The following is a 23,362-nucleotide window of genomic DNA, read 5'->3' on the forward strand; positions in this document are numbered from 1 at the left end:
TCATGGCAAATGAAGCATTGTTAGAAGTGAAGCATCTCAAGAAGCATTTTACTTTAGGGAAAGGACAAATTTTAAAGGCAGTTGATGATGTTTCTTTCTATATCAAAAAGGGAGAAACATTTGGGATTGTTGGAGAGTCAGGCTGTGGAAAATCAACAGCTGGACGTACCATAATCGGATTATATGATCGGACAGAGGGAGAGGTCATATATGATGGGAAAAATGTTCACGAGATGACGGAAAAAGAAAAGTTTGGCTTCCATAGAAAAATGCAAATGATTTTTCAGGATCCATATGCGTCGCTAAATCCACGTTCAACCGTAAGGGAGATTATTTCAGAACCGATGGAGGTACATGGATTATATCCAAATAAAAAGGAGCGGATGGAGAAGGTCTATCAATTATTGGAGGATGTTGGTCTTAATAGAGACCACGCGAACCGCTATCCGCATGAATTTAGCGGCGGGCAAAGACAGAGAATAGGCATTGCCCGTGCCTTGTCATTAGATCCAGATTTTATTATTGCAGATGAGCCAATTTCAGCACTTGATGTTTCCGTCCAAGCTCAAGTTGTGAACCTGCTTAAAGGCCTGCAAAAAAAGAACGGTTTAACGTATTTGTTTATTGCCCATGATTTATCCATGGTAAAGCATATTAGTGACAGGATCGGCGTCATGTATTTAGGGAATCTTGTAGAATTAACGGCAAGCTCTAATCTATACAGTAACCCTCTTCATCCTTATACACAGGCCCTTTTATCAGCCATTCCGATTCCGGATCCGGATGTAGAGGATAAACGCGAACGAATTATTTTACAAGGGGAGCTTCCGAGTCCCATTAATCCGCCAAGCGGCTGTGTTTTTAGAACACGTTGTTCGTATGCAATGGATGCCTGCTCAACCTTAAAGCCCTCATTCCAGGAAATTGAAGAAAATCATTTTGTAGCATGTCATCTATACAATAAAAATGTGACAGGTGATTCGAACAGATCCCAAGTAGCTGTGACGATCCGTTCGAGAGACTAAGATGAATTTTGCCTTATTGGAAAAAGCAATGGAGAAGGTTGCTGCTTGCTGTGAAGGAAGAATCGGTTTCGTACTAGAAACAGGCAATTCTCGAATAGAAAGAAACAGTGAAGTAAAATTTTCTTCAGCAAGCTTGATTAAGATACCTATTTTAATAGAAGGATTTCGACAAAATGATAGAGGGCTGCTCGACCTTCAAGAGGAAATTACGGTTTTACCGAAAGATCAAGTGGGTGGTGCAGGGGTATTGCAAGCCTTATCGGCTGATTTGAAAATAAAGATCATCGATTTAATGGCACTTATGATGGTTGTCTCTGATAATACAGCTACAAATCTATTAATAGATAGAGTAGGAAAAAATGAGATTAATAAGTGCATGAAAGAAATAAAATTAAAATGGACGGAACTAAACCGAAAGATGATGGATTTTGAAGCAATAAAAAGTGGAATGGATAATTGGACAACTGCTCATGATATGGTTACCTGTTTGAAGATTATCGATCAGCAATTCTTTTTATCTAAAGAGAGCTCTCAAAAAGCCTTTAGCATTATGGAAAAACAACAATTTAAAAAGCTATTCAATACGATCGATTTAGAAGATTTGCAAGTCGCTAGTAAATCGGGGGAACTGCCAGGGGTCGAGCATGATTGTGCCATCATCCGTTATGGAGATAAAACCATCTATTCGGCAGTTTTGATCGATCAGCTGAAGGATCCGTATGAAGGAAAGCAGATATTATCACAGATTGGCAAGCTGATTTTACGGCATTTAGTAAATGGATAAGGACACTCTATCTTAATGGATGGGGTGTCCTTTTTGAGTAAAGCCAGCATGTGTATACTATGAAATTTAGTAAGTAAATAGAAAGATTTAGGAATTAAACTACAATGAGCATTGAAAAAAGAGCTTGGAGAATTTTCCAAGCTCTTTACCATTTTTTATTTGTTTTATTCATAAAAGGACCTGTTTGTTCAATAACAAATTAGACAATGACAAAATCTTTAACTATACCATTACTTCTATCTATACCCTACTCTTTGCCTTGAATACATTGAAACAAGTACTAGAAAAGGAGGTGAAGTTATTGGGAATATTTCCTTTTAAAAACGATAAAGCAAAAAATCCATTTCATAATGACATTCAATCTTGCTGTAAATGTGGAGATTGTTGTTTGATTCATCAGCAATTCACACTGAAACATAAGTTTAATTTTCCACAAGAAACTACGGTTACGGTTTATGAAGCCAATGGTTATGAACCTGCCTGTACACCTGGTGCATCTAATGGAGAGGCAGCCGTTCAACAAACGGGTTTCGTCCTTCCGTTTGGGACTATTCTCGCCATCAACAACGGAGTCAATGCCTTTGATGTCCAAGTGATAGGAGAAAATTTTGAAGATGCCATCATTCACACCATTCATCCTGGAACACAAGTAGGGATCACTGGGGTTTTCCAACGAGTAAATGCCATTTATCCAACAGATCCAGTCCGAGCAGCTTTCCAGTTTGACCTATTCTTATTTCCACTAATTCCAGTTTAATTTCCATTGGCCAGTATGCCAACAGGCAGAGAACCTACTCTCTGTCTGTTTTGTGTCCAATCTATAATCCTCAAACTGTTCAAATTATCCCGCATTAACGGGCAGTAAGACCCCCACCTCAAGATTGAGAGAGAAGCGAGGAAGATAGGTGGGGAACAACTGCCCGTAAAAGCCCGTAAAATGAACACAGACTAAAAGCGCCACATCGTGTGGCAACGTCTGCGTGACCCACTTCCTGTGGGCCGCAACTAACCATCAGTGGGGGATCAAAAAACCCCCACTGATGGAAGTTTCACTTTATCGCAAACTAATGAGCACTAAGTCTTTCACTGCTTTAGCTGTGGGAGTTTCAGGTCACCCCGTTAAAATATCCTCACGCGGATATCGAATCTTTTGTTCCTGTTGTCGGCGAGCAAATGAAAATACGAGCGTTAGAGGACCTAGTTTACCGAGAAACATAATGAATATGATGATTCCTTTGCCGATTTCAGTTAGATCTCCTGTAAGTCCCATTGTCAGACCGACCGTGCCAAAAGCAGACATGACTTCAAAGGCAATTTTTATAAAAGGCTGATTCTCTGTAATACTCAACGTAAAAATAGCGATTATGATGAAAAGGAGACTAATGATTGTGATCGCTAATGCTTTTACAATATAGGAATCACTAATTGTTTTTCTGAAGATGACGATGTCGTTTTTCCCTCGTATAAAGGTGATGACGGCTAGGATGATAATAATAAAGGTTGTTAATTTAATTCCGCCGCCTGTTGAAGCACTGCCTGCTCCTATAAACATGAGAAAAATCATGTAGAAGGCAGTAGTATCCTCTAATCCGCTTAAATCAATGGTATTAAATCCAGCCGTTCTTGGGGATACTGCCTGAAAGTAGGTGGCCCAGAACTTTTCCCATCCTGACAACGGGCCAAGTGTATTTGGGTTATTATATTCAAGAAGAAAAATGATTATCATCGATACAAGATTAATAACAAATGTGCTTACGATCATGAGCTTGGAATGTAAAGAAAGTTCGCGGAAACGCTTTGTTTTCTTCAAATCAATTAATACGGTAAAACCTATACCGCCAGTAATAAATAATAGTGAAATAACAAGGTTAATGACTGGATCTCCAACAAATCCTATTAAGTTATCTTCCCAAAGTCCAAACCCTGCATTATTAAAGGCTGAAACAGAATGGAATAGGCTATAGTAAAGACCTTTTGCCCAACCGTATTCAGGAACCCAGCGAAGGGAAAGCAGTAGCATGGCACAGGCTTCAATCGCAAACGAAAATAAAAATAAGTTGCGTACAAGGCTTATGATTCCTCCTAATGAGGTCTGATTTAAAGCCTGCTGCATCACAAGTCGTTCTTTAAAACCGATTTTTCTCCCAAGCATCAAATAAATGAGTACAGCAAAGGACATGATTCCAAGTCCGCCCACTTGAATTAAACACATAATCACGATTTCACCGAATAGGGTATAGGTCGATGCTGTATCTACTACTGTTAGGCCTGTCACTGTCATAGCAGATGTAGTCGTGAAAAGGGCGTCAACCCATGAAATGGACTTTTCCGTTGCAAAAGGAAGCTTTAATAAACATGTTCCCAACACAATAAAAAAAGCAAAAATAAGTACTAGAAGCTGGGGTGGACTAATTTTCAAATACTTCCTTGTAATGGCGATAAAACCCTTTTCTTTCCCCATCATGACTCCTCCAATATGCCGATTAAAAATTCCAAAAATGAAAACAAAAAAAACCATTCTTAGGCCAGAGGTAAGAATGGTCATTGCACAAATGCGATGCCCTTCTCTCAATATGCTTACGAGGTTAGCTGACGGATTAGGGATTGAGAGATCCCTTCTTAACAAGATGCTAAGATTCACCCCTGATAAACAATCTGTTTATCATATTGGTTCCCCCGTTCTGAAAATAAGATTCAGCAAGGATTTTTTTATTTTTGATTTTATTAAATTACTCCTGTTAAGAAAGAATGTCAATAGAAATTTGTCAGATGGAAAAGAACAAATTTTTTAGGTTTCCTAAATAGAAATCAATACAATCTCTTTTCGTAGCTTTCCTCCAAAGAAGCTTTCACGTTTTCAACGTCCACTCCTTGTATATTAATGTGATCAGCGAGGATTTGGGGAGGATAGGGCAGGTCTGATTGTAGAAGCCATGTTTCTGGCTGCCAAAGCTTGGAACGCTTGAAGGCTTTCGCACAATGGATATAGCATTCTTCAACTTGAACAGCAACACCTAGTAAAGGAGTTTTTCCGAAAGCGGTCATATTTTCAAGTATGTCTGGATCTTTGATAACGCCCGCTTTCCCGTTAATTCGCAGTGTTTCTTCTAATCCTGGAATCACAAATAGAAGGCCAATATATGGATTTTCTAAAATATTTCTTAGTGTGTCCATTCGCTTATTTCCTGGCCGTTCTGGAATAACGAAATGATGGTCATCCATTATATGTACAAATCCAGGGAAATCCCCGCGAGGAGATGTATCACAATGCCCATCTGCATTAGAGGTAGAAACAAAAACAATCGGAGACTTTGAAATAAACTCTTTGCAGTGATGATCTAAATGATTGATTACTTTATTGGCGGCATTCTTACCTGGAGTGCCTAATAAGGAACGAAGCTCCTCTTCGGATGTAATGATCTCATGAAATAACATGATTTTTCCCCTCCTAATGAATATATAAGAAAAGGAGGGAATTCCCCTCCTATGAACTTATTATGTTTCTAGTCTACTTCGAGAAAATTTTTGAAAACGCAGCTGTGGAATGGAGATCCCAATTAAGATGAGTGCGATTCCAAACATTTGGATTCTAGATATTTCTTCACCTAAGATGAGCATGGCGGCAAAGATCGCTGCAGGGAGTTCTGCTGATCCAATAATTGTAGCAAGACCTGCATCAATTTTCGGTGTGCCAATAGCAAAGAGAACAATCGGGAAAATGGCGCCAAAAAAGGCCATCGATAAGCTATATTTCCATAAACCATCTAAATGAATGCCAGTTTTGAAAAGAATGGGGCCAGCAATGAATACAAGAATCAGAAGGCCACCCAAAGTAATAAAAATGCTTCGCTGAATACTAGGCACTCCAGTTGCCACTTTCCCACTTGCAAAAATAAATATGGCATACGTAATAGCAGATAACAGTCCATAAATCAGCCCATCAAATTGAATAGGCTGGCCGCTGCTAGAAATTAGGTTACTAGCGAAAATGGTACCGAGAATCAGAAAGATCGCAGAAATAATCTTATTTTTGCTCGGCCATTTCCTTTCAAAAAGTGCCTCAATTAAGATTCCCAGCCAAGTAAATTGAAACAAGAGGACAATGGCAAGCGAAGCAGGAACACGATCAAGGCTTAATCCATAAAAAATCCCAGTTAAGCTTAAGGCAGTACCAGTCATCATGAGTGCCCCAGCCTGTTTAAAGGAGATCTTTACCCGTTTGATAAAAGGAATAGTAAGTAAAAGTAGCAAAAATCCGAAAAGATATTGACTGCCTGTTAGCTCATAAACAGTATGACCAGCCTGTAATCCCGTTTTGACAATTGAAGCCAAAACCCCATAGCTGCAGGCACCGATGAAAATCGATAGTGTATACTTGAAGTTGTTCATTTTTTCATGGCTCCTTAAAAATGATGTTCAATGAGAATATCATAACACTTTTTTAAAGAGCCTTGGCGGTTATTTTGGCTAATTGGAAAGTCTGGGTCTATTAACCATTAAATCGAAATGCAATATCGATTTTGTATCTGCTATAAAGATCGTATAAGAAAGACTAAGCATTCACCGAAAGGACCTGGCGAAGGCTAAGTCTTTCTAAAAGCCGAATTTTCACTGTTTGGTGTTTCTTTATTTTCGAAGGGAGAGTTCTTTCCTAGCTCCTTGTTGATAAAATAAAAGCCACTCAAAGATACAATGGTAAAGCCCCAATTTAATATCTGTCTTATGATAATTCCTTTATCAAAGGCTTCCACTCCGTATTGCTGAATAAGCCAAGTTTTGATCGCTGCCAGAATAATAAATTTTAAAGCAAAACCAGCAGTAATCCATCTGAATATCGTTAATATTTTTTTTCCAAAGAAGAGAGCTTTCATTTCATTACGGTCATTGCCTTGCATTTCGGATAAATCAAGCGCCATATAGAGGAAAATTGGCTTCCTTACCAAAATGGTTCCAATGAAAATGAAGCCTAAAATAAATGAATAAATAACATTATTCCATAGCAGCTGTATGGCGGATCCGGCAAGAACATCGATAAGGAAAGTGATGATTAAATTAGTTAGTAAAAAAATCCCGAAGAAATTTACTTTCTTAAGCTCAAAGAAGCGGTAGAGGCTGTAAAGAATGCCCGGAACAGTTGAAAGGATCATGGCTAAGTAATCCCCAATCCAATCCCGACCAAAATTCCACACCATTAACGGAAAGACAACGTAAAAAATGATATCAAGCAGAACAATATTATTTTTCAAAGCACCACATCCTATATAATAGATATTTATTTAGTTCACTATATAGAATGAAATTCCTCTTTAGCTTTTTCATTTCTCCAAAAAAATTTTATCAACGCTAATTAACTTTATCCTTCCTATTTGCTAATAAAGAAGAGCCAGTGATTAAACTCACTGACTCTTCTAGCATTTTTTATTAATCTAGCTATGAGCGCCATTGGCGTGCGGCTCGATTAAGGCAATTGCGCTTTTATTCTTATTTTCCTAAATAAGCATTAAGCATCCAGATATGTCCTTCAAGCTTTACGAGTAATCCTACAGCAAGATCATTAATGACATCATGATCATGTTGATCTGCCAGCTCAGCTAATTCCTTTAGCTCAGCTTTTAATTGCTTATAGTCTGCAACTAAGCTAGAAACCATTTCATCAGCGTTTGTTTCACCATTGGATTCTTGAATCGTTGCTATGCTTAAATATTCTTTCATTGTCGCAACGGGAGTTCCGCCACTTGCAAGAAGGCGCTCGGCTACTTCATCAACTACTGTAGCAGATTCATTGTAAAGTTCCTCGAATTTTTCATGAAGTGTAAAGAATAATGGACCTTTTACAAACCAATGATAGCGGTGCAGCTTCGTATAAAGGACACTCCAGTTTGCAATTTGAACATTTAATGCTGAATATAAGTTTTCCATTCTTAATTCCTCCTAAGTTCATTTTTCTTTCTTATATAGTTATTATAACAAATATAAAATTAAAATCAATATTAATTTATAATAATTATAAATTAATATTATTTATAAAAAAATCAAGGAAACATAATCAACCATTCTTCAATAGCATGAATCATTTCAGACATAATTATGTTCTCTTTTAATAAACTAAGTGAAGATTATCATTTTCAAGTGATGTCCGAGGGGGCTCTTAAAAAAATAGCCCATAATGTGAAATTATCATCTACAATAGAAGGAAAGGTCAGATTCAGTTAGGAGTCTTTATATGACTATCATGTTGTTTTTTTTATTGGGTGCGTGTATCAGTGTATTATCGGGTTTTTTCGGGGTAGGCGGGGGATTTATTTTGACCCCTTTGCTCATGTTGCTTGGATTTTCTCCGATTGAGGCTGTGACGACAAGCTTATTATTTACGCTAGGGACATCATTTTCAGGAATTACGACTCATATTCGCTATAAGAATATTCTTTGGAAAAATGGTCTGATCCTCGGAGTGAGTGGTATGGTATCTACTCAGCTTGCACGTCCATTTGTCATTTTTCTTGAAAAACGTGGATTGGATGAATTGGTTATTCCGATATTTTATATCATGTTATTATCTTATTTTGCGTTGAAAATGTTTAAACAAGGGAAAAAGACAACCGCAATCGTAGAGGAGCCTATTTCTCTATCTCCCATAAAAATGATTTTTATCGGTGCCTTTGCAGGATTTGTGTCTACAACTTTAGGGGTAGGCGGAGGATTTATTATTGTGCCGCTTTCAGTTTCCTTTTTAGGCTTTGAGCCAAAGAAAGCAGTTGGTACGAGCTTGTTTACGATTTTTCTCATCGTTCCAGCAGCCTTTTTATCCTATGCTTTCACTGTTCCTATTAATTATAAAGTAAGCTTATTGCTTGTAGCAGGGGGATTAATCGGATCTTCCTTTGGTGCTAAGCTGACAAGATATTATGAAAATAAAGAAATAAGCCTCCTTCTAAGCGGCATTTATATTGCTACGTTAATCAGCGTTGTTTTTAAGCTTATCAACTTAAGTTTGGCAGGAGTAATTTTATTAGGATGCTTTATTTTGTACTTCTTAATCAGATCCATCATGAAAATTCGAAGTTTTAATGCAAAAGTAAAAGAATCGGAATAAAGAAAGTCGGGCATCCTTGCTCGACTTTTTTTCGTACTTAAGAAAATATAAATTGCCAGCGCAGAAGATGATTCGACATAGTTGCCAATCTTAGGAACTAAGTACGACGGACAGGACAAGGAGGGCTTCAATAGCATTCACATCGCACGACCAAAAGAGAAGCTTTTGGGAGGACGTGTCATGTATGAACGCGATAAGTGCAACTAAGCCTCTGTCTTCACTTTTCCAAGGCTCGCCAATCGGTGAGTTTTCTTTAACTAAAATTCCATCTTGCAAAGCTAAATCAATTCCCTTAAGCTGTCGTTTTCGAATTCATTCCCTTTCTACTTCCTCCATCCAAGAAAGAATCTGCAAAACAAGATCTGCAAAAAAATTCCTAAACTATCTTTATATTGTGTGGTGAAGAGCAATGGCATATCTAAAAACACAATCTCAGCATGGATGTTCTTCGTGATGTCATTCCATTCCTGTAAAATCTTATCTTTATTCCTGCCGAAACGATTAAAAGAATGGATATACAACACGTCACCATTTCTGGAAATTCGACAATTTAAAATATTTTTATAATAAAATTATTGAAAATATTTTAATTATTTAATATTATTTTAATTAACATAAAAAATGAAATTGCATTTCATAAAATGAAATCGTTAGGAGTGTCATAATGGCTGATACAGTTTTAGAGATTGAAAAACTCAAAGTCGGGATAGTAGATGATGATCATAAAATTGCCATTGTGAACGGTATAAGCTTTCATCTCGATAAAGGGGAAACACTTGGGATTGTCGGTGAGTCGGGCTGCGGAAAAAGTATGACCTCGCTGTCCCTTATGGGTTTGCTTCCGCCAGGTGTCCAGTGGCTGGATGGCGATATCCGGGCTAAAAACCTCAGCTTTAAGGATCTCAAAAAAAGGGAATGGCGAAAAGTCAGAGGGAAAAGACTTGCAATGATTTTTCAAGAGCCAATGAGCTCTCTAAATCCTGTTTATACAATTGGAAAACAAATCATGGAAATGGTCTTAAGCCATGAAAATATATCCAAAGGTGAAGCAAGGGTACGAGCGCTAAATATGTTAAAGCTTGTTGGAATTCCTAGACCTGAGCAAGTGCTTGATGAATATCCGCACCAGCTTTCTGGAGGAATGCGGCAAAGGGTGATGATCGCTATTGCTCTTTCCTGTAATCCTGAGATCTTAATTGCCGACGAGCCTACCACGGCGCTGGACGTAACTATTCAAGCCCAAATTCTTGAATTGATGAAGAGCCTGCAGGACCAGCTTAATATGTCGATCATATTGATTACCCATGATCTTGGTGTTGTTGCTGAAATGTGTGACAGGGTCATCGTCATGTATGCCGGTGAAATCGTGGAGGAGGCATCTACAGTTGACCTTTTCGATATTCCGAAGCACCCGTATACAAAAGGCCTTCTATCATCACTTCCAAACGTAAATGAAGAAAAGGAATATCTTTCTTCCATTCCGGGCGTCGTTCCAGCACCAGGAAAAATGCCGATAGGCTGCCGCTTTGCCCCTCGCTGTGCACTTGTGCATGACCGATGCAAAAGCGACCCGCCATTATTTGAAGCGGATGGCTCAAAGGTACAATGCTGGCTTTATGAAAAAGGGGATTCGGAGGTGGTCGTGTGATAGAGGAGAAAAGAACCATCCTGGAGGTAGAAAATTTAATGAAATACTTCCCGATAAAGGGAGGGATTTTCGGCAAAAAGACTTTGAAGCATGTTAAAGCGGTTGATGGAGTTTCATTTGATGTAAAGGAAGGGGAAACATTCGGTATTGTTGGCGAGTCCGGCTGCGGCAAAAGCACAACAGGCAGGACCATTCTTAGGCTGCTTGAACCGACAAACGGAAAAATAGTTTTTCAAGGGAAAAATATCACAGAACTAAATAAAACAGAGATGAGAAGGTTAAGAAAGGATATCCAAATCATCTTTCAGGATCCCTATGCATCATTAAACCCAAGAATGAAAGTGAAAGAAACGATTGAAGAACCATTGATTAATTTCGGTATAACAGACAGAAGCGAACGGGAAAAAAGAGTGCTTGAAGTAGCTGACCAAGTTGGTTTGTCAAAGGCACAGCTTGAAAGGTTTCCCCATGCATTCTCAGGCGGCCAGCGGCAAAGAATAGGCATCGCGAGGGCGCTAATTTCAAAGCCAAAGCTAATTATCGCCGATGAGCCGGTTTCCGCTCTTGATGTATCCATTCAGTCACAGGTTCTCAATTTAATGAGAGATTTGCAGAAGGAATTTGGCCTGACCTATATTTTTATCTCGCATGACCTAAGCGTCGTCAAACATTTCTGCGACCGAATCGGGGTTATGTATCTAGGAAAAATGGTGGAAGTTGCGGATAAGAAAAGTTTATATGATAAGCCGCTTCACCCTTACGCTGAAGCCCTTTTATCCGCATTGCCAAGCCCGCATCCATTGCAGAAGAAAGAACGGATTATTTTAAAAGGAGATGTCCCAAGTCCATCTAATCCGCCAAGTGGCTGCACATTCCACCCAAGATGCTTCTCATGCATGGATGTCTGCAAAACGGCAAAGCCTTCACTTCAGCCAGCTAACAGCCAGCATATGGTTTCTTGTCATTTATATCACGAACCGAATGAACATCAAGCGGTCTTAGGAGATTTATATGAGCAAGACTGTTAAAAAGGCACTTCAGCTATTGGATATTTTCACGGAGGAAAAGCCATATTGGAAATTGGATGAAATATCGAATTTTACAGGAGTCCCAAAACCAACTGTATTTCGACTTTTAAGAACCTTCGTGGAGCTTGGATACTTAAAAAAAATGTCTTTTCAGCATGAGGGGCTAGTCATTGATGGCGAGGTATACGGGCTCGGCATTAAGTTCCTAGAAATGGGAGAACGCGTGGCAGCCCGATTTGAAATCCGCCATATAGCGTTTCCTTATATGCAGAAACTTCAGGCTCAGTTTAATGAAGCCGTTCAGCTCATCACGAGAGAACAGTTCGAGGGTGTGTACATTGAAAAAGTAGAAAGCACACGTCCTGTTCGATTATATACAAGGGTTGGGCGCCATGCTCCCTTATATGCTGGGGCATGTTCTAGAGTCATCCTTGCCTTTCTAAATGATGAATTCATCGAAGAAGTTTTAGAAGAGCCAATCATTAAGTATGCGAGCCAAACACCGGCAACGAAAGAGGAAGTTCTTCGTTTAGTCAAGCAAATTAGAGAAGATGGCTTTGCTTACAGTGATTCTGAATTAGAGGATGGGACGGCCTCTATTGCTGTTCCGATTTTTAACCGCTTTGGGGATGTTGAGTACTCCATAAGTATTGCCGGTTTTTCTACTAGTCTTCCAAAGGGGAAAATTCATGATTTTATTGGGGATCTGTGGATAGCAGCAGCGGAAATTTCAAGAAAGATAGGTTATAACAATCCATATCCATATGGGTGAATATAGCAATAAAATAAAAAAATAGAGGTGAAGAAAATGAAGAAGAAATTGTCATTCCTGTTTACCCTTTTGATGATCTTTACCCTTGTGTTGTCAGCATGTTCTTCTGGAGGAAGCAGTGAAAAGGCTGGCTCAGACACGAGCAAAGAGAATAGCAAAGAAGAGAACCCAGTAAAAGATCGAGGAAATGAAATTATTGTTGGTGTTTCTGCAGAACCGCAGAACTGGGATCCAATCGATACTTTCTTATTGGATTGGAGTACAATCGCAACTTCCGTTTTTGAAGGCCTTGTGGATCGTACATTGGATCTAGAGCTTCAGCCAGGTCTTGCAGAGAGCTGGGAGTATCTAGATGACAGTACTCTTCAATTTAAATTGCGTCAAGGCGTAACCTTCCATAATGGAGAGCCGTTCAATGCCGAAGCTGTTAAATTTACATTTGATCGCTTATTAGGCCCTGAAGGTCAAAAGGGACCGCAATATTCTAACTACAATACGATTGATAAAGTTGAAATTGTTGATGAGTATACCGTTAATTTTAAGCTTAATGCAAAGGATCCTGTGCTGTTAACAAAGCTTGCCGGCTATGGCGCAGTTATTGTTCCTCCTAACTATATTAAAGAAAATGGCGACGATCATTTCAACAATAATCCAGTTGGAACTGGACCGTTCAAAATGACAGGCTACAAGCGTGATCAGGAAATTGTTTTAGAAAAGAATCCAAATTACTGGAAAGAAGGACTTCCAAAGCTTGACAAGGTAACATTCAAAGTAATTCCAGAAGCTTCTACAAGATTAGCTGAACTTCAAACTGGAAAGATCGATATCATGAAGCGTGTCGAAGTGGCTCAAGCTAAAACGATAAAAGATACTAGTTTCCTAGAATTAAAAGAAATTGGTTCTCCAACAGTTTTTGCGATTCGCTTTGATACAGCTAAAAAGCCATTGGATAACAAGTTAGTTAGACAAGCTATTAACTATGCGATTGATAAAGATGCGATTATTAAAGAAATTTTGGGCGGTTACGGCTATCCAATCAGCACCTTCCAAAGTGAACTATCTTTCGGTAACAACCCTAACTTAAAGCCCTATTCATATGATCCAGAAAAAGCAAAAGAATTGTTAAACGAGGCGGGAGTGAAAGAGGGTACTGAGCTAGACTTTTTCATTCCAGGTAATGATGGAAACTTTAAAGAGATTGCCCAAGTGGTATCCTTCTACTTAGAAGAGGTTGGTTTAAAGGTAAATATTCAAACTGCTGATGGAACAACCATGAATTCTGATTTAATTCCAAACGGAAACGCAGGCCATATGTACCGCAACGGATGGGGCGGATGGACGCTTGACTTTGATAATACAGCATACCAAATGTACGCTGAAGGTGAGTTCTGGAACCCTTCATTTAAAGACGCAAAGGTTGAAGAATTGCTTGCTGCAGAGCGCTCAACTGTTGATCAGGCAGAACGTGAGAAAATCTTTAAAGAGTTAACAGAGGTTCTTTATGAGCTTGCACCAGAGGTTAACTTATATCAAGCCGTAGATCTATACGCTGCGAATAAACGTGTTCAAAACTTCCAGCCGCCTCATGAGGACCGTATGAGGTTAGAAGAAGTTTCAGTGAAGTAACACATACAAAAAGAGATAGTATGGTCCTCATGCTATCTCTTTTCTTTAAAAAGAACGGGGGAATATGATGCTTGCTTATGTAATTCGAAGATTACTTCACACCGTTTTAGTCGTATTTGCCATTTCATTATTAATCTTTTTTTCCATTCGTTTAACAGGTGACCCGGTAACAGTCATGTTTTCGGCCGGTGAACCGACAAAAGAGGCAATTGAGCAATTAAGAGCTAGCCTCGGTCTGGATGAACCATTATATGTTCAGTATTTAATCTTTATAAAAGGCCTTCTTACTTTCGATTTTGGTGAATCATTTAGAAGCGGGGGCCCTGTCATTGATCTCATTATGGAAAAGGCAGGCGCTACGTTAGCCCTTGCAGTAGGAGGAATGACTGTTGCCATTTTAATCGCCTTTCCTGTAGGAATTTTGTCTGCGGTTAAGCGAGGAACAGCTGTTGATATCTTTGGCCGGATTTTTTCATTAATGGGGATCTCATTCCCGAACTTCTGGTTAGGTATCATGCTTATTCTTATTTTTTCCGTTAATTTACAATGGCTTCCTTCATCAGGCTTTGATGGTTTTTCAAGCCTAATTTTACCTTCTATCACCTTAGGGATGATTTTGTCTGGAATTTTAGCAAGACTTGTCCGGTCATCCATGCTTGAAGTGATGAACCAGCAATATGTATCAACAGCCAAGTCAAAGGGAATCAGTGATTGGGCTGTCATTATCAAGCATGCCTTCCGAAATGCCTTATTGCCTACTGTTACATTTATTGGCCTGCAGTTTGGCGCATTGCTTGGCGGGACGGTTATCGTTGAACAGATTTTTGCTTGGCCGGGGATTGGACGTCTCATTATCGATGCCATCAATCAAAGGGATTATCCAGTCGTTCAGGGCGGCGTTATTTTCCTAGCTGTTATCATGGTAGTCGTCAATTTGATCGTAGATTTAAGCTATTCATTGATTGATCCAAGAATTAAAGCCGGAGGGAGTGGAAAAGCATGACAACTTTACAGCCTCAGGAAAAAATAACGCAAGAGGAAATGTCAATTCTTCCGAAAAGAAATTTTCTGCAAAACTTTTGGCGATTTATTAAAAAGAACCCCGCCGGTTTTATTGGTGTTTTACTTGTCGTTCTCAGTGTAGCTTGTGCTCTATTAGCACCATGGATTGCTCCATTTGATCCATCAAAGGCGAGTCTATCATCGCGTCTGGCGCCGCCTTCGTGGGCCGATGAAACGGGAGAATCCGTCTTTCTGCTTGGTGCTGATCAGGTAGGAAGAGACTTGCTGAGCAGAATCATTTATGGAGCAAGAATTTCATTGATGGTTGGCTTTTTCGGCGTACTAATTTCGATGGTTTTAGGCACGGTTCTTGGACTTATATCCGGATTTTTTGGAAAATGGCTCGATGACCTGATTATGCGTTTGGCGGATATTCAGCTGGCCTTTCCATTTATCCTTTTTGCCATTGTTATTATGAGTGTTCTCGGAACAGGTATTTGGAAAATTATTATCATTTTAGGTCTAACCTATTGGGTTGGTTTTGCCCGTTTAATCAGAGGACAAGTTATTTCTCTGAAAGAGCAGGAATATATTCAGGCCGCAAAGGCAATTGGCGGAACACAATTTAGAGTAATTCGAAAGCATATCTTGCCGAATGTCCTTTCATCCATTTTAGTTCTCGGAACGATGTATATTGCTGAATTTATCTTATTAGAGGCATCTCTGACATTCCTTGGTTTAGGTGTTGACCCGACTGTTCCATCTTGGGGAGGAATGCTGGCTGACAGCCGGAACTATATTACATCTGCTTGGTGGACCGCGACATTCCCTGGGGTTGCCATCATGTTAACAGTACTTGGATTCAATCTTCTTGGAGATTGGCTGCGCGACAAATTTGATCCAAATATGAAGGGGTAGGTGAGACTTGTGAACAGCATCTTTTCCATTTGGACAACAGAGGGCCTTCTTTGCGACAAGAACAGAGATGGTGTCGCAGACGGAGTTTCCGCTTTTATCGATTTACCAGAAGGACTTGCCCCTATTGGCTTAATTGACTTTTGCGCTCGCTTGGGATTTGAAACGACAGCACTATCATTGGATTTTTTCGAACAAAAAGAAAATGCCGTCAAAATAAGCTTTGTGTACTCAGAGTCTAATACATTATTAAAGCTGGAAAATCAGAACCTAATTTTTCTATATAAAGATGAACCAGAGCTTTCTTCATTTCTAAAATTACTGGCGGCAATGAAGCCGGGAATCAATGAGGGAAGTTCGTCCCTTGAATTAAGGGAAGGCAGACTTTTTGCAGGGCAGAAGGAAATTCCCGTCCTTTCTGATTTCAGACAAGGGGAAACAGAGACATCGCCTAAAATCACGAGTCTTAGCCATTTATGGAATTTTTCAGGTCTTGGGAAAAGCAATGAAGCCTCTCCTGTAAAACTGCTGGATTTGAATATTGGAATAGAAGAATCTTTACAGACATCAGCTTTATTGCGGGAAGCATGTTATTTTGTTGCACGCATGGCCATGAATTCAACGAAAATATCATTCCCGCTGACAGGCAAACCATCTGCTGTCATCCAATTTGATATCACAGAAGGCACGGAAACAGCATTTGAACTTGTTAAGGGCAATCACCTGGTACTGAAGGGGCAAAAGGATGTTTTGCCTCAAGCCCTTCATCATCTCGCACGGGCAAAGCATTGGAGCGAGGAGGGAGCATTCGGATATTGGGAACAGGAATATAAACTATCTCAAAAAGCCGAAGAACCACTGCTGTTCGAATTAGAATGGACAGATGAAAGCGAGGTTCAATTGGCTTTTGAAAAATTAAAAGAGTTAAAGAATCTTGATGATGCAGACATTGAATTATTTTTATCTGAGCCATTAGATATACGAAAAAAAATAGAATCCGAATGGAAGGCAGAATTTCCTGCAATCCGCTCGCTATCAGTCCGCTCGTCCTTTAAACCGGGCCTGCATTGGATTAATGAAGAGATCGTTCCGCAATTGCTGAGTAAAAAGGTAAAACGAATAGAGATTAAAGTTCAGGCAGAAAAAGGGGCCAATGGTCTTGAGCTTCCGATTCGCTGGATTCAAGAAATGTATCCTGTCGACCGCTGTATTGAGGAAGCCATTGGTTTAGATGCCAATTTAATCTCTTTCCATTTAGAAGAAGATTTGCCCCATACATACGAAGTGTATGGATTCGATGAACAAGATAAGCCAATGCTGCTGGGCTATTTAGATGTTCCGGTGTCAAAGATGACATATTTAGATGGGGAGCGTTTTGTCTACCCTGTTTCCAGCGCTGTTCGCATTCGCCGAAACGTAAATCTGACAGAGGAGCATTTGATTCTGACAGATCGGGAACGTTTTTACCGTTTCTATGTAAATGATGTGCTTCCAAAGCTTTGGCAGACGGTGTCAGACTACAGGTCAGGACAGGGACATATCCGGCCATTCTTTGATCGGTTAGAGATCGATGTTTGGATGAGTGAAGAGGAAAGAAAGCTTTTTGTAGATGAAGAACGGATATCTTCACTGGAAGCATTGCATGAAGACCTTTATTTTAATACATTGGACTATTTCGCCTATCGGGGAGAGGAAATCGAAGGCAAGCCATTCAATGCACCGGGTGGCGTTCACCCGTTTATGCATATAAGGACGGGGGAGAAACCTGCAGCACGGATTCAAGTGTTTAGCTGGGAAGATGAACCACAGGAAAATTGGATCACAAAAGCCATTCATTTTGATGAAGATGGAAGCCTATCTCAAGCCGTGATGAACAATGAAATAAAAGAGTTGGCCTTATCCATTCACAAGTTTGAAAAACCTGCCCATCATATTCACCTGGATGTTGAAGAGTGGCTGCAGGGGCAATCGCGCTATCAGGTCGTTTACCCAGATCATTCTTACCGCGGACATGCCATCCCAGTTATCGAATGTTATATGGATTCAGGTGAGGAGTTTTATTCACCTTTAAAACTATCGGTCTTCAAAAAAACAATCTTCTTAGAGGCAGGCCACCATTCAAACGAAGTGTCGAGCACGCCGGCCATCCTGCAATTCTTGAGTCGTGCAGAAGACATGCTAAAAGACTGGCTAAAGGATGTCAACGTAGTCATTCTCCCGCTGGCCAATCCTGATGGCTATGAATTGCTGACAAAGCTGACAAAGGAGCATCCGGAATGGAAGCACCATGCAGCAAGGTATAATGCGGTAGGACTTGAATATTCCACTGTCCGTTTTCATGACACTGTTTTTGGCGAAGCCAATATTTATCCTGAAATTCTGCGCAGATGGGCACCAGATGTCATTGTCGATGATCATGGAATCCCTTCCCATGAATGGGTTCAGCCATTTGCCGGGTATAACAGCCCTCCAAGATTTCCAGTATCTTATTTCCTTCCGAGCGCGAAAATCTATGGCATTGGCCGATTGTCAACGGGCGCTTATCGACCAAAGCACGAGGCGAATTTAGAAACGATTGTCGATCATGTAAGCCGATTTATTCAAGATACATTTATCGAAAGTGAAAATAAATACTGGCAGAAGCGATTCATCAAATACGGAAATCAGTGGCTGCCGGATGTATTTCCAATCGAAGAAGCCCCTGGCATTCATTTTTACCGCATGGCCGATGTAACTCCGTCGTATTCTACGATTGGCATTACAAGATATCCGGAGTGGATTGCAGCTGAAGTCATTTCGGAGGCAAATGATGAAGTGGTATATGGCGAAGTCCTTAGTGGCTGTGTTGAAGCACATATTGTCTTTGATTTGGCTATTTTAGACACATTAGCAAGGGCAGACATTAAAGTGAAACAGAATGGCGATCAGGGGCTCGAATATCAGCGAATACGACCGCTGCAACTTCAAAATGTAAAGGGGTAAAAAAATGAAAACACTATTACTAACAGGGTTCGAACCGTTTCTTGATTTTACCATTAACCCAACAATGCGGATTGTCGAAGAGCTAAATGGATTAGAAGTGGGCGGCTACAAAATCCATGGTGAAATCTTATCGGTGGATTTTAAAAAGGCAGGGTCACAGTTAGTTGGGCACCTTGAAAGCATCCAGCCTGATGCTGTTGTTTCATTAGGACTTGCCGGAGGACGATATAAAATCACTCCAGAGCGGATTGCAATTAATATCAATGATGGAGAGCCGGACAATAGTGGCAATACACCAGTGGATGAGGCGATTCAGCCGGAGGGCGCAGATGGCTGCATGTCAACTCTTCCCATTCGGGCGATGGTTAATCGTCTGAAGGAGACAGGTTTGCCTGCGGAAATTTCTAATACGGCTGGCACTTATTTATGCAACCATATTATGTACCAGGCTCTTCATTATGCGAAAACGTACAATAAGAAAATGCCTTCCGGGTTTATTCATATTCCGGCTTCTCATGAACTTGCCCTTCAGCATGGAAAAATTCCAAGCTGGTCGCATGAGGATTTAAAAAAGGGAGTGTACACTTGCATTCAAGTGTTAGCTGATCATGAGTAAAAGAATAATCCCGAAGGCTGATGTGACGGGTGAGCGCAGCATAAGGTTCGCATTTAGCACAGAGGTCGCAAAGGAAACCTTTAGTCAGGTTCAGCAATTTTGCGAAATGATAGAAAAAGAATTACAGTTTTATATTCAGGAAGTTGTTCCAAGCTATCATACCGTTATGGTTTATTTGAAAAAGGATATCCCGGATAAAGCGCCGCTGATTGAATCGCTAATGCAGAAATGGGAACGCCATTATAAAGCAGATGGCACCTTCAAATCAAGAAAGCTCCAGATTCCCGTTTGTTATGGCGGGAAGTTTGGTCTGGATATGGAGAGAGTAGTGAAACATACGGGATTAACAGAAAGGGAAATCATCACTATTCATGTTGAATCCGTTTATACGGTTTACATGATTGGCTTTCTTCCAGGGTTCCCCTACTTAGGCGGGCTAAACGATAGATTAGCAACACCCAGACTGCAAACACCAAGATTAAAAGTGCCAAAAGGGACTGTTGGCATCGGCGGAAGTCAGACAGGCATCTATCCATTAGAATGCCCAGGGGGATGGAACATCATTGGGAAAACCCCTATAGATATATATGATCCAGATCGTAAGGAGCCTTTTTTTATCCGCACGGGCGACCAGCTTCAGTTTTATCCGATTTCAATAGAAGAATTTTTTAATATAGAAAAGGAAATGAAAAAAGATCCAGGGTTATTGAAGGAGTTTATTAAGCTGGATTAGTTTACAAGGTGGTGTTTTCGTGAGAATCGATTTAAATGCCGATGTGGGCGAAAGCTTTGGCGCTTATAAAATTGGAGAAGATCAGCCGCTTTTTGACTATATTACCTCGGCGAATATTGCCTGCGGCTTCCATGCGGGTGACTTTAATGTCATGCATGACACCGTGAAAAAGGCAAAAGAAAAAGGGGTGGCTATCGGTGCGCATCCGGGATATCCCGATCTTCAAGGATTTGGCCGCCGCAGCCTGCAAATGACACCTCGCGAGGTGTATAATTTGACCGTTTACCAGATTGGTGCCCTTAAAATGTTTTGTGATTTATACGGTCTTCCAGTCCAGCATGTCAAACCGCACGGCGCGCTTTATAATACTGCTGCTGAAAGTCCTGCCCTAGCCGACGCGATTGCCGAAGCGGTGTACGATACCGTTCCAGCCGCTTATTTATTTGGTTTGTGCAGCAGCGAGCTAGTAAAGGCTGGAGAAAAAATTGGCTTAAAGACTGCGTCAGAAGCCTTTGCAGACCGGCAATATACGGATGAAGGGAGATTATGTTCAAGGCAGCAGCCAAATGCTGTTTTGAAATCATTTGATGACATCCTTAATCAGGTACATGAAATTGTTCTGCATGGGCGGGTAAAAGGCCTTTCAGGCAATTGGCTTCCGCTTAAGGCCGACACGATTTGTTTCCATGGGGATGGAGCAAATGTAGCCGAGCATACAGCTCATGTCCGTCAATCACTAGAAAAAGAGAATATTATAGTCACAGCGGTGGGGAGTATCTGATGATTCCTCTTTTTAAAGTGAAAAAGCCCGGTCTATACGGCTCGATTCAGGATAAGGGCAGGTTCGGCTTTCAGCGATACGGTGTTCCTGTATCAGGCCCGATGGATTCCTATGCGTATAAGTATGGCCATTATATGTTGCATAATTCTTCTGACTGCCCAGCATTGGAATTGTTTCTTGGGGGTATAGAGCTTGAGGTTTTAGCGGATCACAGAATAGTGATTACTGGCGCTGATTTAGGAGCAAAGGTAGACGAAAGGGATGCGCCGCTATGGAAGTCCTTTCTTATATATGAAGGCCAGATGCTAAGTTTTTCCGGACCAAGGGCGGGAAGCATCGCTTACGTGATTCCTGAAGGGGGATTTTACGCAGAGGAGAGGCTCGGAAGCGCAGCTGCCTATCCAAAGGGGCATCTAGGGAGTGTATTAAAAAAAGATACGGTGCTTTATGCTCAAAAGGAAAAAACTGATGGATTTGAAAGAGGGCTAGTAAAAAGTGAAATCCCCAGTTATAACTCCGAAGTAAGGGTTAAGCTCTGGAAAAGCCCCCATTGGGAGTTGTTTACCAAGGAAAGTCTAGAGGTTTTTTTTCAATCCAATTATACGCTGAAGGGCGGAGACCGCATGGGCTACTTGCTTGATGGCCCAGTCCTTAAGTTTATCAAGAGCGGCGATATCTTATCGGAGGCAACTCAATTTGGGACGATTCAGGTGCCAAACAGCGGCCGGCCGATTATTCTGATGGCAGATGCGCAGACGATTGGCGGCTATGCCACCATTGGAAAGGTCGTCGAAGAAGATTTATGGAAGGTCGCTCAGTTGAAGACAGGCGGAAAAATTGAATTTATACTGAAGAATTAGCAAAAAGGCACAAGTGAATACTTTGTGCTTTTTTTAATATAATCCAATCCAATCCACTCAGTATTTTTATGTGTATGCAAGATGAAATGTAGAATCAAATGATTTTGTATATCATAAAACTCGTTGTGCCTCAGTTTCTTTTAATTTTTGGAGCAATTTAAAAGAAAAAAGGAAATCGGGCCAACATACCGATTTCCTTTTTTACACATGACTCAATGATCGTTAATTCGCCTTTTGGGCTAGATATTTAGAGTCAGAACCAAACATATACGCTTTTTCATGATATCTAATACTGAAAATTAGCCCCATCGCCATCATGTTCCCCATTAAAGAGCTTCCTCCATAACTGATAAAGGGTAGGGGGATACCTGTGATCGGCAATACTTGGATGGTCATGCCGATATTTTGAAAAACGTGGAAGGTAATCATACTAATGATCCCGACACAAATATAGGTGTTAAAGGGATCCTTCGTATCAAGAGCTGTTTTTGTTATATGGTAAATGAGCAGGAAGTATAAGCCGATAACAAAGCTCGCACCGATAAATCCATACTCCTCCCCAATAACACTAAATATGAAATCTGTATGCCTGTCAGGGATATATACTTGGCTTTCACTAAATCCTTTTCCGGTTAATTGTCCAGATCCAATGGCTTGCATGGAATTATATAACTGCATGCCAGCCCCTTGTTTGTGGCCGACAGGATCGAGCCAGGAATATATTCGGTAAAATTGGTAAGTATCTACCTTTAAATATTTTTCTAAAAATTCGGGAGCGTATATGACAAGAGCGAAAATGGTCCCAGCAAGCGTTCCAGCTAATCCGAAAATAGGAACGATGATTTTCCATGAGATCCCTGATACTAAGACAATTCCTGCAAAAATAGCCATGATAACAAGAGCTGTACCTAAATCATCACCAATAATTAAAACAAGAGGAACAGCAGTCACAATTCCAAGCTTTAAAAAGAGAAATAAATCTGTTTTAAGCGTCTTCACTATAAATTTTTCATAATGATCAACGATGACTTTACTAAGAGCGATAATGAGGAAGACTTTAACAAACTCTGATGGCTGGATCGAGCCAAGTTTAGGAATATCATACCAAAGTCTAGCTCCTTTTTTCTCAGGGACTAAAAAATCGGGCGCTATAAACAGTCCAATGAGTAATAAAATGCCTATTCCGTATAAAAGCCACGACATCCTTTTTATTTGTTCACTGTCAAAATACATGACAACGGCAACAATAACCACACCGATCATGTAATTTTTTATTTGGCTTAATACGAAATTAATATTCCCATATTGTCCCGATGCTTGACCACTATATATCGTAATACAGCTGATAAGAAAAAATAAAAATAATATTAGACATAATGTCCAATCAAAGCGTTCTGAAATTTTTAAAGGCTTATTCATTAAGCATGCACCTGTTTCCCATTCATTCTTTCCAATTTTATCGTAACAAAGAAGAAAACACCTTTCAATCAATTCACA

At 40.2% G+C, this 23,362-nt stretch carries 21 protein-coding genes, 1 pseudogene and 1 riboswitch; of the genes and pseudogenes, 15 read left to right on the top strand and 7 right to left on the bottom strand.

What is annotated here, in order from left to right:
- Nucleotides 1-2: 2 nt before the first annotated feature.
- The 3 genes from FSZ17_RS02905 to FSZ17_RS02915 all read left to right on the top strand — a co-directional run bounded on the left by FSZ17_RS02905 (nucleotide 3) and on the right by FSZ17_RS02915 (nucleotide 2,566).
- Nucleotides 3-1,025, top strand: a complete 1,023-nt coding sequence (locus tag FSZ17_RS02905) for an ABC transporter ATP-binding protein (protein ID WP_057775678.1) — start codon at nucleotides 3-5, stop codon at nucleotides 1,023-1,025.
- 1 nt (nucleotide 1,026) lies between these two features.
- Entirely contained in the window at nucleotides 1,027-1,809 is a 783-nt protein-coding gene (locus tag FSZ17_RS02910; RefSeq protein ID WP_057775679.1) for a serine hydrolase, read from the top strand.
- Between the two features lie 301 nt (nucleotides 1,810-2,110).
- Complete coding sequence (locus tag FSZ17_RS02915; protein ID WP_057775680.1) at nucleotides 2,111-2,566, top strand: hypothetical protein; 456 nt, start codon at nucleotides 2,111-2,113, stop codon at nucleotides 2,564-2,566.
- Between the two features lie 354 nt (nucleotides 2,567-2,920).
- On the opposite strand, the gene FSZ17_RS02920 is transcribed toward FSZ17_RS02915, so the two are convergent.
- From FSZ17_RS02920 to FSZ17_RS02940, 5 genes are all read right to left on the bottom strand, one after another.
- Nucleotides 2,921-4,270, bottom strand: coding sequence for a TrkH family potassium uptake protein (locus FSZ17_RS02920; protein ID WP_057775681.1), 1,350 nt, complete (start codon nucleotides 4,268-4,270; stop codon nucleotides 2,921-2,923).
- Nucleotides 4,271-4,369: 99 nt separating this feature from the next.
- Nucleotides 4,370-4,519, bottom strand: a riboswitch (cyclic di-AMP (ydaO/yuaA leader).
- A 98-nt stretch (nucleotides 4,520-4,617) separates the two neighbouring features.
- Nucleotides 4,618-5,244, bottom strand: coding sequence for a pyridoxamine 5'-phosphate oxidase family protein (locus FSZ17_RS02925; RefSeq protein ID WP_057775683.1), 627 nt, complete (start codon nucleotides 5,242-5,244; stop codon nucleotides 4,618-4,620).
- A 60-nt stretch (nucleotides 5,245-5,304) separates the two neighbouring features.
- Nucleotides 5,305-6,198 (bottom strand): EamA family transporter, encoded by an 894-nt coding sequence (locus FSZ17_RS02930; protein WP_057775684.1) that lies wholly within the window; start codon nucleotides 6,196-6,198, stop codon nucleotides 5,305-5,307.
- Between the two features lie 194 nt (nucleotides 6,199-6,392).
- Complete coding sequence (locus FSZ17_RS02935; protein WP_228460272.1) at nucleotides 6,393-7,055, bottom strand: VC0807 family protein; 663 nt, start codon at nucleotides 7,053-7,055, stop codon at nucleotides 6,393-6,395.
- Nucleotides 7,056-7,290: 235 nt separating this feature from the next.
- The gene (locus FSZ17_RS02940; protein ID WP_057775685.1) at nucleotides 7,291-7,728 is read right to left on the bottom strand and encodes a Dps family protein; all 438 of its coding nucleotides are present in this window, start codon (nucleotides 7,726-7,728) and stop codon (nucleotides 7,291-7,293) included.
- A gap of 304 nt (nucleotides 7,729-8,032) precedes the next feature.
- Between FSZ17_RS02940 and FSZ17_RS02945 the strand changes: the two genes are divergently transcribed.
- Nucleotides 8,033-8,902, top strand: a complete 870-nt coding sequence (locus FSZ17_RS02945) for a sulfite exporter TauE/SafE family protein (protein WP_057775686.1) — start codon at nucleotides 8,033-8,035, stop codon at nucleotides 8,900-8,902.
- Between the two features lie 315 nt (nucleotides 8,903-9,217).
- Here the strand turns inward: FSZ17_RS02945 and FSZ17_RS23610 are convergent.
- Nucleotides 9,218-9,459 (bottom strand): annotated as a pseudogene (locus FSZ17_RS23610) (recombinase family protein); the annotation flags it as partial.
- 107 nt (nucleotides 9,460-9,566) lie between these two features.
- Here FSZ17_RS23610 and FSZ17_RS02955 point away from each other — a divergent pair.
- From FSZ17_RS02955 to FSZ17_RS03005, 11 genes are all read left to right on the top strand, one after another.
- A complete protein-coding gene (locus FSZ17_RS02955; protein WP_057775688.1) occupies nucleotides 9,567-10,550 on the top strand; it encodes an ABC transporter ATP-binding protein in 984 nt (327 codons plus the stop codon).
- 38 nt (nucleotides 10,551-10,588) lie between these two features.
- Nucleotides 10,589-11,578 (top strand): ABC transporter ATP-binding protein, encoded by a 990-nt coding sequence (locus tag FSZ17_RS02960; protein ID WP_057775743.1) that lies wholly within the window; start codon nucleotides 10,589-10,591, stop codon nucleotides 11,576-11,578.
- Nucleotides 11,562-12,350, top strand: a complete 789-nt coding sequence (locus FSZ17_RS02965; RefSeq protein WP_057775689.1) for an IclR family transcriptional regulator — start codon at nucleotides 11,562-11,564, stop codon at nucleotides 12,348-12,350. Before FSZ17_RS02960 ends, FSZ17_RS02965 begins: the two co-directional genes overlap by 17 nt.
- Nucleotides 12,351-12,386: 36 nt before the next feature.
- A complete protein-coding gene (locus FSZ17_RS02970; RefSeq protein ID WP_057775690.1) occupies nucleotides 12,387-13,976 on the top strand; it encodes an ABC transporter substrate-binding protein in 1,590 nt (529 codons plus the stop codon).
- A gap of 67 nt (nucleotides 13,977-14,043) precedes the next feature.
- The gene (gene nikB, locus FSZ17_RS02975; protein WP_057775691.1) at nucleotides 14,044-14,979 is read left to right on the top strand and encodes a nickel ABC transporter permease; all 936 of its coding nucleotides are present in this window, start codon (nucleotides 14,044-14,046) and stop codon (nucleotides 14,977-14,979) included.
- Nucleotides 14,980-15,017: 38 nt separating this feature from the next.
- The gene (locus FSZ17_RS02980) at nucleotides 15,018-15,896 is read left to right on the top strand and encodes an ABC transporter permease (protein WP_057775744.1); all 879 of its coding nucleotides are present in this window, start codon (nucleotides 15,018-15,020) and stop codon (nucleotides 15,894-15,896) included.
- A gap of 9 nt (nucleotides 15,897-15,905) precedes the next feature.
- Nucleotides 15,906-18,875, top strand: coding sequence for a M14 family metallopeptidase (locus tag FSZ17_RS02985; RefSeq protein ID WP_057775692.1), 2,970 nt, complete (start codon nucleotides 15,906-15,908; stop codon nucleotides 18,873-18,875).
- A gap of 4 nt (nucleotides 18,876-18,879) precedes the next feature.
- The gene (locus FSZ17_RS02990; protein ID WP_057775693.1) at nucleotides 18,880-19,491 is read left to right on the top strand and encodes a pyroglutamyl-peptidase I; all 612 of its coding nucleotides are present in this window, start codon (nucleotides 18,880-18,882) and stop codon (nucleotides 19,489-19,491) included.
- Nucleotides 19,484-20,224, top strand: coding sequence for a 5-oxoprolinase subunit PxpB (pxpB, locus tag FSZ17_RS02995; protein ID WP_057775694.1), 741 nt, complete (start codon nucleotides 19,484-19,486; stop codon nucleotides 20,222-20,224). The genes FSZ17_RS02990 and pxpB overlap by 8 nt, the downstream gene beginning before the upstream one ends.
- A gap of 19 nt (nucleotides 20,225-20,243) precedes the next feature.
- The gene (locus FSZ17_RS03000) at nucleotides 20,244-21,005 is read left to right on the top strand and encodes a LamB/YcsF family protein (protein ID WP_057775695.1); all 762 of its coding nucleotides are present in this window, start codon (nucleotides 20,244-20,246) and stop codon (nucleotides 21,003-21,005) included.
- The gene (locus FSZ17_RS03005) at nucleotides 21,005-21,865 is read left to right on the top strand and encodes a 5-oxoprolinase subunit C family protein (RefSeq protein ID WP_057775696.1); all 861 of its coding nucleotides are present in this window, start codon (nucleotides 21,005-21,007) and stop codon (nucleotides 21,863-21,865) included. Before FSZ17_RS03000 ends, FSZ17_RS03005 begins: the two co-directional genes overlap by 1 nt.
- Before the next feature lie 222 nt (nucleotides 21,866-22,087).
- Here FSZ17_RS03005 and FSZ17_RS03010 read toward each other — a convergent pair whose 3' ends face one another.
- The gene (locus FSZ17_RS03010; RefSeq protein WP_057775745.1) at nucleotides 22,088-23,284 is read right to left on the bottom strand and encodes an FtsW/RodA/SpoVE family cell cycle protein; all 1,197 of its coding nucleotides are present in this window, start codon (nucleotides 23,282-23,284) and stop codon (nucleotides 22,088-22,090) included.
- Nucleotides 23,285-23,362: the final 78 nt, after the last annotated feature.

Origin of the sequence: Cytobacillus dafuensis (assembly GCF_007995155.1) — a bacterium.
GTDB lineage: Bacteria > Bacillota > Bacilli > Bacillales > Cytobacillaceae > Cytobacillus > Cytobacillus dafuensis.

Bases quoted from the DNA above. Each gene is read 5' to 3' on its own strand.
- FSZ17_RS02905 (WP_057775678.1), top strand. From the start codon at position 3: ATGGCAAATGAAGCATTGTTAGAAGTGAAGCATCTCAAGAAGCATTTT.
- FSZ17_RS02910 (WP_057775679.1), top strand. From the start codon at position 1,027: ATGAATTTTGCCTTATTGGAAAAAGCAATGGAGAAGGTTGCTGCTTGC.
- FSZ17_RS02920 (WP_057775681.1), bottom strand. From the start codon at position 4,270: ATGGGGAAAGAAAAGGGTTTTATCGCCATTACAAGGAAGTATTTGAAA.
- FSZ17_RS02925 (WP_057775683.1), bottom strand. From the start codon at position 5,244: ATGTTATTTCATGAGATCATTACATCCGAAGAGGAGCTTCGTTCCTTA.
- FSZ17_RS02930 (WP_057775684.1), bottom strand. From the start codon at position 6,198: ATGAACAACTTCAAGTATACACTATCGATTTTCATCGGTGCCTGCAGC.
- FSZ17_RS02940 (WP_057775685.1), bottom strand. From the start codon at position 7,728: ATGGAAAACTTATATTCAGCATTAAATGTTCAAATTGCAAACTGGAGT.
- FSZ17_RS02945 (WP_057775686.1), top strand. From the start codon at position 8,033: ATGACTATCATGTTGTTTTTTTTATTGGGTGCGTGTATCAGTGTATTA.
- FSZ17_RS02955 (WP_057775688.1), top strand. From the start codon at position 9,567: ATGGCTGATACAGTTTTAGAGATTGAAAAACTCAAAGTCGGGATAGTA.
- FSZ17_RS02960 (WP_057775743.1), top strand. From the start codon at position 10,589: ATGAAATACTTCCCGATAAAGGGAGGGATTTTCGGCAAAAAGACTTTG.
- FSZ17_RS02965 (WP_057775689.1), top strand. From the start codon at position 11,562: ATGAGCAAGACTGTTAAAAAGGCACTTCAGCTATTGGATATTTTCACG.
- FSZ17_RS02970 (WP_057775690.1), top strand. From the start codon at position 12,387: ATGAAGAAGAAATTGTCATTCCTGTTTACCCTTTTGATGATCTTTACC.
- nikB (WP_057775691.1), top strand. From the start codon at position 14,044: ATGCTTGCTTATGTAATTCGAAGATTACTTCACACCGTTTTAGTCGTA.
- FSZ17_RS02980 (WP_057775744.1), top strand. From the start codon at position 15,018: ATGTCAATTCTTCCGAAAAGAAATTTTCTGCAAAACTTTTGGCGATTT.
- FSZ17_RS02990 (WP_057775693.1), top strand. From the start codon at position 18,880: ATGAAAACACTATTACTAACAGGGTTCGAACCGTTTCTTGATTTTACC.
- pxpB (WP_057775694.1), top strand. From the start codon at position 19,484: ATGAGTAAAAGAATAATCCCGAAGGCTGATGTGACGGGTGAGCGCAGC.
- FSZ17_RS03005 (WP_057775696.1), top strand. From the start codon at position 21,005: ATGATTCCTCTTTTTAAAGTGAAAAAGCCCGGTCTATACGGCTCGATT.
- FSZ17_RS03010 (WP_057775745.1), bottom strand. From the start codon at position 23,284: ATGAATAAGCCTTTAAAAATTTCAGAACGCTTTGATTGGACATTATGT.